Origin of the sequence: Martinezella rhizogenes (genome assembly GCF_007002745.1) — a bacterium.
Lineage (GTDB): Bacteria > Pseudomonadota > Alphaproteobacteria > Rhizobiales > Rhizobiaceae > Agrobacterium > Agrobacterium cucumeris.
Window position 1 is genome coordinate 193,104 of record NZ_SGNY01000004.1, and the last position, 17,940, is coordinate 211,043.

Consider the following 17,940-nt stretch of genomic DNA (forward strand, 5'->3'; position numbering starts at 1 on the left):
CATGTACGCGAATTTTGGACTTTTCATCAATGGCCGCTGGCTTGCCGGTGCCGCAACGGGAGAGGTCGTCTCTCCGGTCACCGGCGCTGTGCTCGGCGAGGTGATGCTTGCCAGCGCCGATCAAACCCGCGATGCGATTGACGCGGCGGCTGCGGCCCTTCCCAAACTGCGCGCCATGGGCGGCTTCGCGCGTGCCGAAGCCCTGCACCGGGCAGCCGACGAAATGTTGCGCCGTGCCGATGAGGGCGCGAAGATCATCTCGCTGGAGACCGGCAAACCGATTGCCCAGGCGGGCCGTGAATGGACGCTTTCCTGCGACCAGTTCCGCTGGTTCGCCGAAGAAGCACGCCGCATCTATGGCCGCATCATCGACAGCCGGGTGCCCGGCGGACGGTTGGAGGTGACCCGCGAAGCCGTCGGCATCGTCGGCGCTTTCACCGCCTGGAATTTTCCGGCCGCCCTTCCGGCCCGCAAGCTCGCCCCGGCGCTCGCCGCCGGATGCCCCGTCGTGCTGCGCCCCTCATCCCAGACGCCGGGTGTCGCCATGGTGATGGTCGATTGCCTGAGGGCCGCCGGCTTTCCCGATGGCGCCGTCAATCTGGTTGTCGGTTCGACCGCCGATACCTATGGCCCGATCATGGCGGACAAGCGCGTGCGCAAGGTGTCTCTGACCGGCTCCACCCGCGTCGGCCAGCAAATGATCCGCGATGCGGCAGAGACCGTGAAGAAAGTGTCCATGGAACTGGGCGGCAACGCGCCTCTCATCGTCTATGACGACGCGGATCTCGACAATGTCCTCGACCTTACCGTGCCGACCAAATTCGCCAATTGCGGCCAGGTCTGCGTCACGCCGGATCGCATCTTCGTCCACGAGAGCCTGCACGACTCCTTTGTCGACGGTTTCGTGGCACGCGCGGCGAAGATCAGGCTTGGTGACGGGCTCGATCCCGATACCGGAATGGGTCCGCTCATCAATGCCGGTCGCCTGGAGGACATCGAGGCGGTGGTCGCCGACGCCGTGCGCGCCGGTGCAAAAATCGCCCATGGCGGCAAACGCCCCCCACACCTGAACCACGGTTTCTTTTTCGAGCCCACCGTGCTGACCGGCGTGACGGACACGATGAAGGTTTTTGCCGAAGAAAATTTCGGTCCGATTGCCGCAATCACCCGCTTCAGCACCGAGGACGAGGTTCTGGAGCGGGCCAACGCCTCCGACATGGGCCTTTCCGCCTATGCCTTCACCCGTTCTCCGGACAGGGCACGGCGAACGGTAGCGGCACTGAAATCCGGCATGGTCGGCATCAACAGCTTCGCGCTCGCCGCATCCGAAGCGCCTTTCGGCGGCACTAACCATTCCGGCATGGGGCGTGAGGGTGGTATCGAGGGGATAAGCGATTATCTCGAAACCAAACTCGCCCAGATCGTCTTTTAGAGCATTTCCAGTAAAAGTGCGCAGCGGTTTTACGTCCGGAAAATGCGGAAAAACAAAGGGCTAGAGCACATCCGACGATTCTGTTTACGTGCTCTAGCGACAGACAACCTTGCAGGAGAATCCCATGCGGAAAAACAAGTTGAAGGAAATCTGGGCCGAGGGACGTCCGGTGCTGCATGGCTGGCTGTCCATTGCCAGCCCGTTCAGCGCCGAAATCATGGCGGCGCAGGATTACGACGCCATCTCCATCGACATCCAGCACGGCGCGGTCGACTACAAGGACGTGCTCGGCATGTTCCAGGCCATGCGCGCTTCCGACAAGGTGCTGATGGCGCGGGTGCCCTGGCTCGACCCGGCGTGGATATCCAAGGTTCTGGATGCCGGGGCTTATGGCATCATCTGCCCGATGATCAACAACCGGGCGCAGGCCGAGCAATTCGTCCGTTACATGCGCTACCCGCCGCTCGGGGAACGCAGCTTTGGCCCCACCCGCGCCGTTTACGCCGCCGGCGGCAATTATGCCGCGGAAGCCAATGACGAAATCCTCGCCTTTGCGATGATCGAAACGGCAGAGGCGATGGACAATCTCGAAGAGATTGCCTCCACCCCCGGCCTCGACGGGATTTATGTCGGCCCCGCCGATCTCAGTTTCTCGCTCTCTAAAGGGCAACTGACACCTGCCTTCGACCGCGAGGAGCCCGAAGTCATCGACGCCATCAAGCGTATTCTCGATGCCTGCCACCGCAACGGCATCAAGGCGGCCCTCCATTGCGGCACGGCGGATTACGCGGCACGCGCGGTGGAATGGGGTTTCGACATGACCACCGTATCAGGCGATTCCCGCCTGCTGGCCGCTGCAGCGACGGAATCGACTGCGACCTGGCGCAGGCTGGTGGAAAAGACCGCCAAAAAAACCGATGGCAAAGGGGGGTATTGAATGCCGAACCTTCTCGTGGCCGGAAAACTTCATCCTTCCGGCGAGGCCATGCTGCGTGACCTGCCGGCCCTCGGCTTCTCCGTCCGCTATATCGAAGACGTTTCCGAAGCCTCCTACGCGCCTTTCATCGAAGAAGCGGATGCCATCGTCATTCGCACACAGCCGCTTTCGGCAGCCACCATTGCCAGGGCCGGACGGCTGAAAGTGGTGTCCCGCCATGGGGTGGGTTACGATAGCGTCGATCTTGCCGAACTCAACCGCCGCAACATCGCACTCACCATCGTCGGTGATGTCAATTCCGTCTCCGTCGCCGAACATGCGATGATGCTGCTGCTGGCGGCGGCAAAGCGGGCCATACTCGCCGACCGCGCTGTCCGGGAGGCCGGACAGTGGAGCTGGCGCAACAGGTTGGAACAGCAGGAAATATCCGGCAAGAACCTGCTCATCCTCGGTTATGGCCGGATCGGGCGGCATCTCGCCAGAATGGCATCGGGTTTCGGCATGCATATCCGCGCCTATGACCCCTACCTGCTGCAATCGGGATGGCCCGAGGGGCCGACAGGACCCGTATCGCTGGAAGAGGGCCTGCCTTGGGCCGACTATATTTCCGTGCATATTCCCAAGGGAGCAAGCCCGGCAATCGGCGCCGCCGAAATCGCACTGATGAAACCCGGCGTCGTCCTGTCAAACACGGCCCGTGGCGGTGTCGTTTGCGAAAAGGCGCTCAGCGAAGCACTTGCCTCGGGTCATGTCGGTGCGGCCGGGCTGGATGTCTTCGACGACGAGCCGCCGGAAAGCTCCTCCCCGCTGCTATCGCAGTTCAACACCGTCCTGTCGCCGCATATTGCGGGGCTTACGACGGAATGCGGAGAGAGGATGGCCATCGCGTCCATCCAGAACGCCGTCAATTATCTGAAAGGGACGATCGATCCCGGCCTCATCGTCAATCCGGAATTTGCCCATGTCTGAAAAACCCGTTCTACGCGTCGGCCTCATCGGCACCGGCTTCATGGGCAAAGCCCATGTCTTCGGTTTCGCCTCTGCCCAGAAGGTCTTCGACCTCCCCTACCGGATCGAACTGCACACCGTTGCCGACATCACCGAAGATGCGGCTGCACGGGCAGCTGCGGATTTCGGCTTTGCCCATTCCACGGCGGACTGGCGCAGCATCATCGCCGATCCGGATATTGACCTCGTCGACATCACCGCGCCGAACGCCCTGCACAAGGAAATGGCGATTGCCGCGATTGCCGCCGGCAAACATGTCTATTGCGAAAAACCGCTGGCGCCGCTTGCTGCGGATGCCGGCGAGATGGCGGCAGCCGCGGCTGCGCGTGGCGTCAAAACACAAGTGGGCTTCAACTATCTCTGCAATCCCATGCTGCGGCTGGCGCGGGAAATGGTGGCGGCAGGCGAACTCGGCAAGATACGCGGTTATCGTGGTCTGCACGCAGAAGATTATATGGCCGACGCCGCAGGCGCCTTCACCTTCCGCCACGATCCGGCCGGCGGCGGTGCGCTTGCCGATATCGGCTCTCACGCACTTGCTACCGCCGAATTCCTGCTCGGCCCGATAACCGAAGTGATGGGGGATTGCGTGACGCTGATTACCGAGCGGCCGGATGGCAAGGGCGGCGCACGCAAGGTGGAAGTGGACGATGTGGGGCGCGCCTTCCTGCGTTTCGCCAATGGTGCGCAGGGCTCGGTCGAAGGCAACTGGATCGCCACCGGCCGCAAGATGCAGCATGATTTCGAGATCTACGGCGACAAGGGTGCGCTTTATTTCACACAGGAGCGGTTCAACGAGCTGCATTTCTATTCCGCCGCTGACCCGGCCGGCCGCCGTGGCTTCCGCAAAATAGAGGCCTCTCCTGACCACGCGCCCTATGGCCGCTTCTGCGTCGCGCCCGGCCATCAGCTCGGCTTCAACGACCTGAAAGCCATCGAAATCGGAGGTTATCTCCGGGCGATCGCGGGACAGGCACCAGAGCCTTTCGGCTTCGCTGCCGGCCTGCGCATCCAGCGGCTGGTCGAGACGATCCAGCGCTCGTCATCCACACGGCAATGGCTGGATGTCGATGCCTGAAATCCTGGATTAAGCGGCGGGCTGCGGACCTTCATGCCTCTTGGAAAACCGCAATAAATATTGCAAGATCATGCCATGAAGCAACAACCGCAGCCCGTCGACCCTCCGAAAGATTACGAAGAACTGATCCGCCTCATCCATGATCGTCATGATCAGATGAGCAAGACCTATCAGCGGATTTCCGTTTATCTGACGCAGAACCCCAATGAAGTCGCCGTGCATTCGGTCAATACCATTGCCGAGCGGCACAACATCCACGCCTCCAGCTTCGTGCGGTTTGCGCAGTCGCTGGGCTACAAGGGGTTCAAGGAACTCCAGGCGCTGTTCCAGAAACGGCTGGCGACGGCGGCTCCGGGTTTCGAGGCACGCGTGCGCGCGCTCGACGATGAATTGCAAAGCCGCGAGGATCGTTCGGAATACGGTTTCCTTCACGATCTTGTCGTCAGGGATATCGCCTCCCTTCAGGACCTGCTCGAACGCATCAGCGCCGAGCAGCTCGGCACCGCCGCCGATCTGATCGAGGCCGCCGGTACAGTCTATCTCGTCGGCCAGCTGCGCTCCGCACCGGTGGCGGAACTGCTGCGTTACATCCTCACCATGCTCGGCAAGCAATGTATCCTTCTCGATCCGGGCGGCGGCCTCGCCACCCATATGGCGCGGACGATGAAGACCGGTGACGTGCTGATCGCGGTGTCGTTCCGATTTTACGCGACGGAAGTGGTGAATATCGTCGAGGAGGCGGAAAGGATCGGTGTGCCGACCGTGGCGATTTCCGACAGCACCCTGTCGCCGCTGGCAAAATCGGCAAAGGTCCTGTTCTCGGTCCCCGAGCACGATTACAGCTTTTCCCGGTCTCTGGCCGCGCCGATGTGCCTTGCGCAGGCTCTGGCCGTCGCCGTTGCCGCGCGTGTTCAGAAGAACGAAACGGCGCCGCGCATTCCGACGGTGACCGGCCTCTAGGCACCCACACTCAAAGCCCTGTCACGCCGTCCCAGATCAGCTTCACCGCGACCAGCGCCACGGACACATAGGTCAGCGGATAAAAGATCGAGGCGCGCATATGGCGCACCGTCCAGGCGCCAAGCCATGTGGAGACGATCGCCAGCGGCACCATCAGGGCGGCGCGGCCGAGATTTTGCGCGCCGAAACCGCCGAGAGCCGCATAGGGCACGAGCTTCAGAACATTGGTGATGGCAAAGAACATCACATTGGTGCCGGTGAAAACCTTCGGGTCCATGCGAAGCGGCAACAGGTAGACCTGCAGCGGCGGCGCGCCGGCATGGGCGACAAAACTGGTGTAACCCGCAAGCAGGCTCCAGAAGCGTCCCGCCATCGGCCGCTCCTTCGCAACCGTCACCAGGACGCCCCTTGAAAGCACGACGCGCAGCACGAACACGGCCGAGACAAGGCCGACGATCAGGCGCACCACGGCATCCGAGGTGATCTCGGCGGTCATCCATCCAAGCCCGATGCCGAGAACGGCTGCCGGCAGAAGCTGGCGCATGATCCGCCAGTCGACCCATTTGCGCCAGGCCGCCACGCCGACCATGTCCATGACCACCAGAATGGGCAGCAGGATGGCGGCCGCCGTGACCGGTGACATCACCAGCGCCATCAGCGGCACGCCAAGCAGGCTCATGCCGCCGAGCCCACCCTTGGAAAGCCCGACCAGCACGACGGCAAGCACGGTGACGCCCAGTTCCAGAGGAGAGTTGAAAAGGTTCAAGTGCATCTCCTCAGCATTGCCGCCGGCACCCCTGCCGGGGCACCGCGCGCATGAATATCAGCCCTTCCTGAGCCGGGCTTTTTGACGGTAGACATCAGCAACGACCGCGCTGACGATGATCAGTCCCTTGACGATCTCCTGATAGTAAGCATCCACACGCAGAAATGTGAAGCCCGACATCATCAGACCGAGGATCACCGTGCCGATAACGGTGCCGAAAATGCGTCCCCGCCCGCCGGAAAGGGATGTGCCGCCGATGACCGCCGCGGCGATGGCGTCGAGTTCATACATCATGCCCATGCCGGCCTGCGCCGTTTCCGCACGGGCGGCGGTGACGATGCCGGCGAGGCCCGCGAGCAGGCCGGCAATGGCATAGACCTTGACCAGATGCAGCTGGACATTGATGCCCGACACGCGGGCCGCCTGCATGTTCGCGCCGATCGCATAAGTGAACTTGCCATAACGCGTATAACGCAGGGCAATGTGGAAGGTGACGGCGACGAGCAGGAAGATGACGACAGGCCATGCGCCCGAGCCGATCGACGCGAAGCTCTCCGTCGGGAAGGAGATCGGCTGCCCCTTCGTATACCACTTGGCGATGCCGCGTGCGGTCACCATCATGCCCAGCGTGGCGATGAAGGGCGGTATTCCCGTCACCGCGATGAGCATGCCGTTAACGATGCCGGCGATCAGGCCGAGACCGAGGCCGACGGCCAGCGGCACCACCACGGGCATATCGGTGAGCGCCGGATAGATCGCCCGGGCGAAATCGCTGCTTTGCGCAAAACTCATGGCGATCATGGCCGTCATCGCCACCACCGAGCCCGAACTGAGGTCAATGCCGCCGGTGATGATGACCTGGGTGACCCCGACGGCGATGATGCCGACGACGGAGACCTGCAGGATCATGATCGTCAGGCGCTGTGGACTGCCGAGAAAGCTCTGCCCCTGCACGAACCAGCCGAGCAACTCAAACACAAGTGCAACGCCGATCAGCACGGTCAGAATATTCAGTTCCTGAGGTAGCTTGCGCCTTTTCCGTTCGACCGGTTCGGTCTGTACGCTATCCATGATTTTTCCTCCCCGGCGTTACCGCCGTCGCAGCCTCAGCGGGCCGCCAGTTCCATGATTTTGACTTGGTCCGCTTCGGCGCGATCGAGAATCCCGGTCATATGCCCCTCATGCATCACGACAATCCGGTCGGACATGCCAAGAACCTCCGGCAGTTCCGACGAGATCATGATGACGGCGACACCTTCCTTCGCCAGACTGGAAATCAGGCGATGGATTTCCGCCTTGGCGCCAACATCGATGCCGCGCGTCGGCTCGTCGAGAATGAGGATTGCCGGTTTCGTCAGAAGCCAGCGGGCGATCAGCACCTTCTGCTGGTTGCCGCCGGACAGGTTTTCGATCCGCTCGTCGAGATCGGGCGTCTTGATGCGCAGTGCCTTCTTCATGTCGTTGCACAGCACCGTCAAACCGCGTTCATCGACATAACCCATCGCCGCATGGCCATTCTGGAGGGCTGCGATCTGCATGTTTTCAAGGATCGAAAGCGGCAAAAAACAGCCGGTTGCCTTGCGGTCCTCCGTCAGCAGCGCCATGCCCCTGCGCATCGCATCCGCCGGCGAGTGGATCGTGACCGGGGCACCGTTGATGCGGATGGTCCCTTCGCTCGCCGGCACCACCCCGAAAATCGCTTCGGCGACGTTGGAACGGCCGGATCCCACCAGCCCCGCCACGCCGAGGATTTCACCACGATGCAGATCGAAGGAAATACCGCGGAAAACCCCGGACAAGCCGAGATCGCGGACCTCAAGAACCACGTCGCCGATCGATGCCTCCTGCTTGGGAAACATGTTGGTGATCTCGCGGCCGACCATCATTTTTATGATGTCGTCGCGCGTGACATCGGTGCTCGCATGGGTTCCGACATATCGCCCGTCGCGGAACACCGAAAACTCGTCGGCGATCTCGAACAGCTCGTTCATCTTGTGAGTGATGTAGACGATGCCGATATTGCGTGACCGCAGATCGCGGATGATCTCGAAGAGATGCGCGACCTCGGACTCCGTCAGAGCCGATGTCGGCTCATCCATGATGAGGACGCTGGACTGGTAACTGACGGCCTTGGCGATTTCGACCATCTGCCGCTGCGCCACCGTCAGCGTGTTGACCTCCGCCGCCGGATCGATATTGATCTTCAGCTGGTTAAACAGCGCCTGCGTCTCCGCCAGCATTTTCGCATGGTCTATGAGGCCGAGGCGGTTTTTCGGCTCGCGGCGGATCCAGATGTTCTCCGCCACGCTCATCCAGTCCATCAGCGCCAGTTCCTGATGGATCATGGCGATGCCGCGCTCCAGCGCATCGCGGGGACTTTTGAGGCGGACATCCTCTCCCTGCAGCCTGACGGTGCCGGCATCCGGGCTGTAGATACCGGCGATGATCTTCATGAGCGTCGACTTGCCAGCGCCATTTTCGCCCATCAGCGCGTGCACGGAACCGGGGCGCAGCCGAAACTGCACATCATCCAGCGCAACGACACCCGGAAATTCCTTGCGCACCCCCTCGATTTCGAGAAGGTAGGGGCCGGCGGCCTGCTTGAAGCGTTCGATCGCCTCTAAGGTGGTTGTGGAAATCATATCTCACCCGTCCTTTATCCGGCCAACGGCCAGGCCGTGATTTGCTGTGCCGGCGACCGGGACAATGCCCGGTCGCCGGCCACAAATCAGTTGTTGGACTTGTATTGAGCGACATTGGCGGGGGTGACGAGTTCAAAGGGCACATCGACCTTGTGCTCGAATTTTTCACCGCGTGCGATTTTAAGGACGGTATCAAGCGATCCTTCGCCCTGCCCCTTGGCGGACTGGTAGACGGTGACGTCAAGGTCGCCCGCTTCCATCGCCGCCAGCGCATCCTGCGTTGCATCAACACCCGCGACGATGACATCTTTCATACCGACACCGGATGATTTCAACGCTTGGATCGCGCCGAGCGCCATCTCGTCATTGTTTCCAAGCACGATGGTCGGCTTCATGCCGGATGTGATCCAGTTCGTCATCAGGTCCATGGCAGGGGTACGCATCCAGTTCGCGGTCTGCGCGTCCAGTACCTTGATGTCCTTGCAGGCATCGCTTTTGAGGACACGTTCAGCCGCCGCGGTACGGCCGCGCTGGCCGGTGGTGCCAAGTTGCCCCATAAGAATGACCGCATCGCCCTTGCCGCTGGCAAGCTTGCAAACCTCGGTCGCCTGCAATTCGCCGGCCTGCTCCTCATTGGAACCGACCCATGCCTGCTTTTCCGGGAATTTTTCCATATTGGCCGGCAGCATGTTCACGAAGACCAGCGGGATACCCGCCTGATCGGCGATCTTCGACATCGCCCTGCCGGAATCCGCATCCACCAGCATGGTGATGATGCCATCAACGCCAGCCGCCACGAAGTTTTCGATCTGCGACTGCTGGCGGGCGATATCGCCCTGCGCATCTTCCATCTGGACTTCGACGCCGAGGTCCCCGGCATGGCGCTGAATGTTGTGGCGCAATACGGTGAGATAGTTGTCGTCGAAAAGCGACATCGCCACGCCGATCTTCTCGGCATGGGCAGCGTTTGCCATCAGGGCGCAGAATGCGGTTGTGATTACGATTTTTTTGATCACGAGATTTTCTCCTCCTCTTTTCCCCGCACGTGACGAATGTGTGCGATCACCCAAACCGGCGCCTCCCGGCCGTCTCCAGGCATGGCTTCGCCGGTGACGGATGCAGCAGCAAAATCCGCCTCAAGCGAAGTCATGTCCTGTCGATCAGTCGAAACGGCAGCACTGTTTGCGCGCAGCTTTAGTGCTGCGCCCGTCTCTCCCATGCGCCCGGGTATTTTCCGGGCGCAGTTTCAACATAGCGGGATGGAACGGGATTCGCAACAAAAATTGCAGAATTTCTATACGGCAATAAAATTTCCAAAATCTCACTCGTGGGCCACCGACCACCATACCCCGGAAGATGATTGAGGAGAGCGCCGGGCCCGGATGCCGCGGCTTCGCCGACCGCACCGCACGACTGGAGCATTGTCGCATTTCCGGAGGGAAATCCGGGAGCCACTTTTCCTGGATATGCTCCATATCGTTTTTGGGGAACGGCAGTTAAAAGCGGCACCGTCAGGCCGCAAAACTCACTCGACGAAAATCCGCACGCTCGAGGCGCGGCCATCGGCATCGATCACCGTGAGGGTGGAAAACCCTTGCCCCTCGGGTCGCCACTCGCTGTTGCGGCGATGGGAAGCGTCGGGCAGAGGCATGCCATTCGCGAGCCAACGGAAGGGAGCGCGCCCGCCTTGCAGCTTCAGCACCAGCGGTGAAATGCCCGACTGGCCGGAAAGCTCCACCCTTGCTCCTTCCGGCGGATAAACGATGCGCGGGGCGCTTTCGCGTCTCGAGGCCGAAAGCAGGCCGCTTGCGGTCAGGGTGAAACGCCGCTGGTTGGCGGGAAGGTCGGTGACAGCAACGCGCGCCACACCGGAGGGTGCGCCCGGCATCGGCGTGATCGCCACACCGGATTTTGCGAAGGCCTCGAACAGGATCGGGGCCGCTGTCGCGTAACCGGCAATACCCGGCACCGCGCCATTATCAGCCCGGCCGACCCAGACGCCGATCACGTGCCGCCCGTCATAACCCACCGACCAGGCATCACGATAACCGTAACTCGTGCCTGTCTTGTAGGCGATGCCGCGCTGTTTCATACCGAGCGGCGGCAGCACGCCGGAAAGTATGTCAGAGACATTCCAGATCGCAGCATCGGAAAACAGCCGGTCACCGGCAAGGCGCTCAGGGACTGAGCGGACGCCGTCGCCCAACCGCACGGGATCACCGCTGCCGGCAAGCCCGGCATAAAGCTGCACCAGATCAAGAAGCGAGATACCCGCCCCGCCAAGCGCAATGGCAAGTCCGGGCGCCTCGCTTGACGGCAGCACCAGCCGGACGCCCGCCCGCCGGAACCGCACCATCAGCGCCGATGGGCTGACCGCATCCAGCAACTTGACGGCGGGTACGTTGAGCGACAGTTGCAGAGCCTGCCGGATGCTGACATCGCCTTGATAATGCATATCGAAATTGCGCGGTCGATAACCGGAAAAATCCGCCGGGCGATCCTCGATGATGGTTTCCTGCCCGACAAGACCGTCTTCAAAGGCAAGGCCATAGATGAACGGCTTCAGGGTGGAGCCCGGCGAGCGCACCGCCCGGCTCATCTCGACGAAACCACGCCTCGCCGTATCGAGATAATCCGCCGAGCCGACCTCCGCCAGAATATCACCGGTCTGCGCGTCGGCCATGACGATGGCGACGGAGACCTTGTCTCCGAGCTTTTCCGCCGCATGGCGGGAAACCCCCTCGAGCTCCCGCTGGATCGGCAGTTTCAGCGTCGAGCGCGCCTCTGTGGTATTCGGAAATTTCGCCCGCGCGGCGACGGCCATATGCGGCGCATAGGCCGGCAGGTCGCGACGGCTGGCGGGCACGGCGGAAAGAGACGCCCGCTCCACTTCCCCTTCGCCCACCACGCGTTCGACGGCAAGCCGTTGCAGCACCCGCTCGCGCGCCTGCCTTGCCGCTTCCGGAAAACGGTCCGGACGACGTTTCTCCGGCAGCTGCGGCAGCGCCACCAGCAGGGCCGCCTCCGCCGTATCGAGCCGGCCCGGCTCCTTGCCGAACCAGGCGAGGCTTGCGGCCCTGACGCCTTCGAGATTGCCGCCATAGGGCGCGATATTCAGATAGAGATCGAGGATATCAGCCTTGTCGAGCCGTCTTTCGATCTGGAGCGCCCGCATGGCCTGCCGCAATTTTGCCGAGAATGAGCGGTCGGCGCGCGGCTCGATCAGCCGCGCCACCTGCATGGAAAGAGTCGAAGCGCCGGAGACGATCCGGCCGTTGCTGGCCAGTTGCCAGGCGGAGCGCATAAGCGCCCATGGGTCGACCCCGTGATGATCGTAGAACCGCTGGTCCTCATAAGCGACCAGCATGCGCAGGAACTGCGGATCGACCTCGGCGGCCGCGGTTTTCAGCCGCCAGCGGCCATCCGCTGTCGCAAAGGCGCGCAACAGCTTGCCGTCGCGGTCCAGCACCTCGAAGGATCGTTGCTGCGCAGCCTCCAGCGGCGGCGGATAGGCCTTGTCCAGTGCATCAAGACCGAAGGCCGCGCCGCCGAGAAGCAGCGCGGCTGACACGATGCCGACGATGATCGCCTTGCGTCGCCTCATGGGGTTGCCGAGCGCACCTCCATGCGGCCGGTTGCCGTGCGGGCGGCAAATTGCGGCCGGTACATATCTTCAACCGAGGCTGCCGGATGGTCATAGGTGCCCGGAGTAACGGCGCGGACGACATAGGCAAGCGTGATCTCCGAACTGTCGCCCGCCGAGCGGTCGAAGGCCGCCACGAAGCGGTCGTAGCGGAATTCGGTATGGGCCGCTTCCGTTTCCGGCAACCAGTCGAAATTCGAAAGCGCTGCCGAATTGACGAGGCTCGGATTGTCGATTTCGAAACCGGAGGGCAGCAGATCCGTCACGAGAATGCGCGACTGCCAGTTATTTTGCGGCACGACGTTCAGCACCGCGACATAACGCTCGTTTTGCGTGACCTCGCTCGGGTTCACCTCCTCGCCATCCATGGAATAATAGGTGCGGGTGATGGTGAAGCCTTCGCCGCCCGCCGCAAGCGGTTGCGCCGGCGGCGCGACCGTGGTGACAACAGCCGTGACCGGATCGGCCGAGGCATTGGCGATCTTCAAGGGAGCGGCCAGCAATTCATCGCCGCTCATCCGCTTGCCGAAACCGCCGGTCTGCAGGTCGCCGTTCACGTCGAGGCGGATATCCTTGTCCTCGCCTTTGACGGCACGGGCGGCCAGCAGCATCCAGGCCTGTTCCTGGGTGCTGGTATAGGGCTTCTTTTCCCATTCCTTGGCCACCGCACCGGCAAGCTGCGGCACGACGGCCGGAACCGGACGACTTTCGGCCGCAAGCGCCAGTGTCGCCGCGCCGTCACGCAGCGCAGAGCCATAATCTGCCCGCGCCAAGCTGACATTGGTGGCACGGCTTGCCATATCGAGCGAAGCGCCGAACACACTCTTCGAACGGGCCTGATCGCCATAAAGCGAAAGCGCGGCGGCAACCTGCGCCTTGGCAAGCGGCGTCGGGAAATCGGCAAGCGCCGTATCCGCGTAATAACGCAGATCGTTGATCGCCGCCTTGCGGTTGCGTGCCAGCACATAAAGCGAATAGGCGATCTCGTTACCGCGATCCTTGACGTTGCTGTCATAGGAAAGGCCGTTCTGCAGATTGTTCAGCGCCTGCACCATGGCCGCTTCGGGAACATCATAATTCTGCTCGCGGGCGCGGGTCAGGAAGTCGCTGATATAGGCATCGAGCCATAGATCGCCATAACCCGGCGACCAGAGGCCAAAACTTCCGGAACTGGACTGGAAGGACAGCACCCGGTAAATCGCCTCCTGCACCCGCTTGCGGGTATCGGGGTCTTCGGCCATGCCACTATCCTTCGTCAGCTCCGAAAGATAGAGCAACGGCAAAGCGCGGCTCGTCGTCTGCTCGGCGCAGCCGTAAGGATATTTGTCCAGCATCATCACCAGCGCCGGAATATCAAAGGCGGGCGAGCGCGTGACATTGACGGCGACCGAAGAGCCGAGCAGCATGCTGTCGGCCAGAAGATCGCCGTTGATCGTCAGGCTGCTGTTCGGCGCAATCTTGATTTCGCGCCGCGTTGTGACAGGCAGAACGGCCGGGCGCACCGGAACATTCAGAACCTGCTCCAGCGAGACACCCGCAGCATTGGAAACCTTGATGGTGATTGCGCCATTGCCGGGCTGTTCGCCCGTCAGCGGAACCGTCAGCGACGACTTACCGCCCTTTTGCAGCGCCAAGGTCTGCGACATCTCGCCCTGATCGACCGTCAAGGCCGTGTTGCTTGTGACATCCAGCCGGTAATCGCCAGCCTCGCCATCGGTATTGGCGATATCGAGCCGCAACTGCGAGACATCGCCGGGCGCGAGGAATTTCGGCGCGCTGGCCGTGACCACGACGGGATCGCGGATGACGGCATCGGAGACAGCATGTCCCACGCCCGTCTTCGTCCAGGCCACCGCCATGATGCGCGCTGTACCGTTGAACTGCGGAATATCGAAGCTAACCGTCGCCTTGCCGTCACCGTCGAGTTCGACCGGACCGGCAAAGAAGGCCACCAGCTTTTCGGTGGGCGGGCTGCCCTGAAGGGCGGCGCCTGCGCCATCACCGCCGGTGCGCAACCGGCCGGTGGTACCAAGCGAACCGTCAATCAGGCGGCCATAAAGGTCGCGGATTTCCAGCCCCAGCCGGCGCTGGCCGAAATACCATTCATCCGGCTTCGGCGGTTCATAGCGGGTGAGGTTCAGGATGCCGACATCCACGGCCGCAACGATGGCATAGGCCTTTTCGCCGACACCAGCGCCCGCAACCGTGATCGGAATTTCAAGCGGCTGGCGCGGCAGCGTCTTCTGCGGCGCGCCGAGGGTGACGGCAAGCTTGCGCTCGGCCGGATCGACGGCAAGCCATTTGATGCCGATGGCGCGCATCGGCATGCGGCTTTCCTGCGCATCGCCGGGCCGGAACAGCGTGGCCGTGACGTAAGCGCCCGCACCCCATTCCTCGGTGACCGGAATGTCGATCTCGCCGCCATCCGCGCCTATCTCGGCATTCTGAACGGAAATCAGCTTCTCGGAACCGGACGTGATCATCAGCTCACCGGCAAAACGTGAGGAAACCTTGAGTTTCGCCGTATCGCCGATCTTGTAGCTCTGTTTGTCCAGCGCAATTTCCAGCGCATCCGGCGTTTCCGTCGAGCTTGCCTCAACATAAAAACCGGCATCGAATTCAACGCTGGAGACCGGTGCGCCATTACCGGCACCCTCCACTTCCAGCCGGTAGCGGCCCCAGGTGACCGGCACGGAAACCTCGCCGCCATTGGCATCGACGGACAAGCTGCCGGCTTCCTGCTGCTTGGTGTATTCCACCGGCTCGTAACGCCAGGAATTGCCCTGACGATACCATTGATAGTTCCGCTCGACCTTGATGAGCTTCCAGTTGAGGCCGCTCATCGGCTGTTTCACGCCATCGGCGCTGACGCCGATGATGTGGAAACGGCCAACGGAATTCTGGGCGAGATCGCCGGAAAATTGCGGCTTGATGCCGATAACAGGGGCTTCCGCCTTGATAGGCAGCGTCAGCGAGCGCTCCACGGCACGTCCACCCGCCTCCTGCATGCGCACGGTGATGTTGGCGGAAAGCAGCTGCGTGGTGGAGGGCAGATCGGTCAGATCGACATTAAAGCTCGCCTTGCCCTCTTCATCCAGAACCGGCAGATCGGCAAGCGTGGTGCGGTTTTCCTCTTCGCTTTCCTCATCGGCCAGACCAAAGAAATAACCTTCGAAATCGGCGCTGGTGCGCGTCGGCTTGATCGCGACCTCGCCTTCCAGCGTCAGGCCGGCAGCGGGCGCGCCATAGAGATAACGGCCATCGACGTCGATTGCCGTTTCCGCAGCCGGGTCGATCTGTTTTGCCTTGCTGGAAAGATCGAACTCGGTGCGATCAGGCACGAAATCATCGACGAGGAAGCTCTTTTCGCTGATGGCAGCCGTCTTCGGGTCGGTATGGATGCGCATCGTCCAGGTGCCGCGCATGGCATTTGCCTGCAACGGCAGATCGACCGCATGGCCGCCCAGCGCCTTGCCGTCGCTGACGAAACGCCGGTCCTCGACACCGTCAGGGCGCGAGAAGATGAAAGTGAGCGGAAGATCCTCGATTGCCTTGCCGTCGACGTCGCGGGCAAGCGCTGCGGCATGCACGGTCTCACCGGCGCGGTAGATGCCGCGTTCGGTCCAGCTGAACACATCGATCGCGCCGGGTGCTGCACGTCCCGTCACGCCGCGATCCGAGAGGTCGAAGCCGGCGCGGGTCATGTCGAGGAACACGTAGTCCTTGTCGCCGTTGCGTGCGGTGAGGATTGCGGGCGCCTGCGCAGCCGTGCCGCGCATCAAGCCGGCGGAAAACACCGCGCGGCCGTCCGCATCGGTCTTAGCCGTGCCAAGCACCTCATTATTCTTGGCAAGCAGCTGCAAATCCACGTCCGCGAGCGGCTTGGCGCTGCCAAGGGCGCGGACGAAGACATTGAGCCCATCGGTTCCGGCATAGGTCGTGATGCCGGTATCGGATACGAGGAACCATTGCGTGGCGCGGGAATCCCATGTTTCCGGCGCGGTGCCGGGCGGCACGGCTGTCAGCACATAGATGCCAGGTTTCCGCTCCGGCAAAGCTTCATCCACCGGGAAGCTCGTCACCACATCCTTGTTGAGATCCGGCTGGATATCGATCGCGCCCTGCCAGACGAGTTCGCCGATTTCATTTTCGATGCGGTCGGCGTTGTAACCGTCCATCTGCGTCAGAAACTGCGAATTGGAAAGCAGCGCGGTGATGTTGCGATCACCGACGCGATAGAGCTTCAGATCGGCCTTGTCGGCATTAACGGAGACGATCGGAATGCCGCGGCGCGCAGTACCCGGCAGTACGAAATTTTCACCCGTGAAGCGCACGCTGGCGGCGCGGTCACGCACATAAATATCGAGATTGACCTGCTTTTCCAGAGGCTCTTCCACCGAAGACGGCAGGCCGGCGCGCAGCGCTATCTTGTAGCGCTGGCCATGGGTCAGGCCTTCCACGCAGATCTCGCTGCCCTTCGCTTCGATGGCCTTGGGGGCTGCCCCATCCAGCGTGATGAAGGAGGAATAATCGACGCCGTTCTTCACCAGCGGTTCGGAAAACTGCACGCAGGCGCGCGGGCTGACGCTATCGGTATCAACCGTGTTGTTGATGACGCGGAAACCCTGACGCGTGCGCAGATCGGCATAGGCCGCCTTTGTCTGTGCGTTATCGGTGAGCGCAAGGCTCTCCTTATAGGAATTGAGTGCCGCGCGATAATTCTGGGTTCGCTCAAAAGCCTTCGCCAGCCGGTTCAGGGCCTCGGTGCGGGCGCTGACCGTGCGGCTCAGCTGATAGGCGTTGATGGCGGCAGACGCCGCCTGCCCGGCAATCGAATAATTATCCGTGACCTGCGCCGCCTTTTCCGACAATTCCGCCCAGAGCGCACCGTCATCAGGCGTGATGGCTAGAGCCTGTTTATAGGTCGTGACCGCATCGGCAACATTGCCTGCGGCTGCCTGTTGCCGCGCCGTCTGCACAAGGGCTTCCACGCCCTGTTCGTCACCGTCACTGGCAGCAAGGCCGGATTTCAGCCGGCGGGCTTCCTGCTGCAGGCTATCCGTCACGAAGGAAAGGCGTTGCGGCGCACCGATATCGGCTTCCGTCGCCACTTCCACGATCTTGCCGGCAACCGCGCCGGGGAAAGCGTTCAGCTGGTTGAAATCCGATTTGAGGAAGCACCATTTCACCTTGGGATTGTAGGTAAAGGCCTTGCAGGCAGCGTCGCCGACGCAAATCTCGCCGCATTGTTCCAGCGAGACATTCTGCTCCGTCCGAAGATCGAAGCCGAAATAATCGCCGTTTTGCGTGGTTACCACTTTCCGCGAAGGTTCGGCCGCCGTGGCCGGGAGAAAAATCAGGGCGGTAGAGACCGCAACCAACGAAATCCGGACGAGCGCGCGCAACGACATCAGTATTCTCCCGCAACAGACATGTCGGGCGGGACTCTGGTCAAATCCACGCATGGTTGTCAA

The 17,940-nt window shown here is 61.9% G+C and carries 12 protein-coding genes; 5 read left to right on the top strand and 7 right to left on the bottom strand.

From position 1 onward, the window contains the following. Nucleotide 1 precedes the first annotated feature (1 nt). The 5 genes from EXN68_RS14135 to EXN68_RS14155 all read left to right on the top strand — a co-directional run bounded on the left by EXN68_RS14135 (nt 2) and on the right by EXN68_RS14155 (nt 5,415). On the top strand, nt 2-1,432 hold the full coding sequence (locus tag EXN68_RS14135) for an NAD-dependent succinate-semialdehyde dehydrogenase (protein ID WP_142841516.1): 1,431 nt from the start codon (nt 2-4) through the stop codon (nt 1,430-1,432). Between the two features lie 124 nt (nt 1,433-1,556). Next, on the top strand, nt 1,557-2,369 hold the full coding sequence (locus EXN68_RS14140) for an HpcH/HpaI aldolase family protein (RefSeq protein WP_127755588.1): 813 nt from the start codon (nt 1,557-1,559) through the stop codon (nt 2,367-2,369). Beyond that, nucleotides 2,370-3,338: a hydroxyacid dehydrogenase gene (locus EXN68_RS14145; RefSeq protein ID WP_142841517.1), complete on the top strand. Its 969-nt coding sequence runs from the start codon at nt 2,370-2,372 to the stop codon at nt 3,336-3,338. It abuts the gene before it with no gap. Further along, nucleotides 3,331-4,455 (top strand): Gfo/Idh/MocA family protein, encoded by a 1,125-nt coding sequence (locus tag EXN68_RS14150; RefSeq protein WP_142841518.1) that lies wholly within the window; start codon nt 3,331-3,333, stop codon nt 4,453-4,455. Before EXN68_RS14145 ends, EXN68_RS14150 begins: the two co-directional genes overlap by 8 nt. A gap of 75 nt (nt 4,456-4,530) precedes the next feature. Next, the gene (locus EXN68_RS14155; protein ID WP_110758040.1) at nt 4,531-5,415 is read left to right on the top strand and encodes a MurR/RpiR family transcriptional regulator; all 885 of its coding nucleotides are present in this window, start codon (nt 4,531-4,533) and stop codon (nt 5,413-5,415) included. A gap of 10 nt (nt 5,416-5,425) precedes the next feature. On the opposite strand, the gene EXN68_RS14160 is transcribed toward EXN68_RS14155, so the two are convergent. From EXN68_RS14160 to EXN68_RS14190, 7 genes are all read right to left on the bottom strand, one after another. Next, on the bottom strand, nt 5,426-6,181 hold the full coding sequence (locus tag EXN68_RS14160; RefSeq protein ID WP_237681410.1) for a sulfite exporter TauE/SafE family protein: 756 nt from the start codon (nt 6,179-6,181) through the stop codon (nt 5,426-5,428). 57 nt (nt 6,182-6,238) lie between these two features. Further along, nucleotides 6,239-7,252: an ABC transporter permease gene (locus EXN68_RS14165; RefSeq protein ID WP_046799878.1), complete on the bottom strand. Its 1,014-nt coding sequence runs from the start codon at nt 7,250-7,252 to the stop codon at nt 6,239-6,241. Between the two features lie 35 nt (nt 7,253-7,287). Then, nucleotides 7,288-8,823: a sugar ABC transporter ATP-binding protein gene (locus tag EXN68_RS14170; protein WP_142841520.1), complete on the bottom strand. Its 1,536-nt coding sequence runs from the start codon at nt 8,821-8,823 to the stop codon at nt 7,288-7,290. Nucleotides 8,824-8,909: 86 nt separating this feature from the next. Beyond that, nucleotides 8,910-9,836, bottom strand: a complete 927-nt coding sequence (locus EXN68_RS14175; protein ID WP_161991359.1) for a substrate-binding domain-containing protein — start codon at nt 9,834-9,836, stop codon at nt 8,910-8,912. After that, on the bottom strand, nt 9,836-9,973 hold the full coding sequence (locus EXN68_RS14180) for a hypothetical protein (protein ID WP_161991342.1): 138 nt from the start codon (nt 9,971-9,973) through the stop codon (nt 9,836-9,838). Before EXN68_RS14180 ends, EXN68_RS14175 begins: the two co-directional genes overlap by 1 nt. A gap of 375 nt (nt 9,974-10,348) precedes the next feature. After that, nucleotides 10,349-12,427, bottom strand: a complete 2,079-nt coding sequence (gene pbpC, locus EXN68_RS14185; RefSeq protein WP_161991343.1) for a penicillin-binding protein 1C — start codon at nt 12,425-12,427, stop codon at nt 10,349-10,351. After that, the gene (locus tag EXN68_RS14190; RefSeq protein ID WP_142841522.1) at nt 12,424-17,877 is read right to left on the bottom strand and encodes an alpha-2-macroglobulin family protein; all 5,454 of its coding nucleotides are present in this window, start codon (nt 17,875-17,877) and stop codon (nt 12,424-12,426) included. Before EXN68_RS14190 ends, pbpC begins: the two co-directional genes overlap by 4 nt. Nucleotides 17,878-17,940 lie beyond the last annotated feature (63 nt).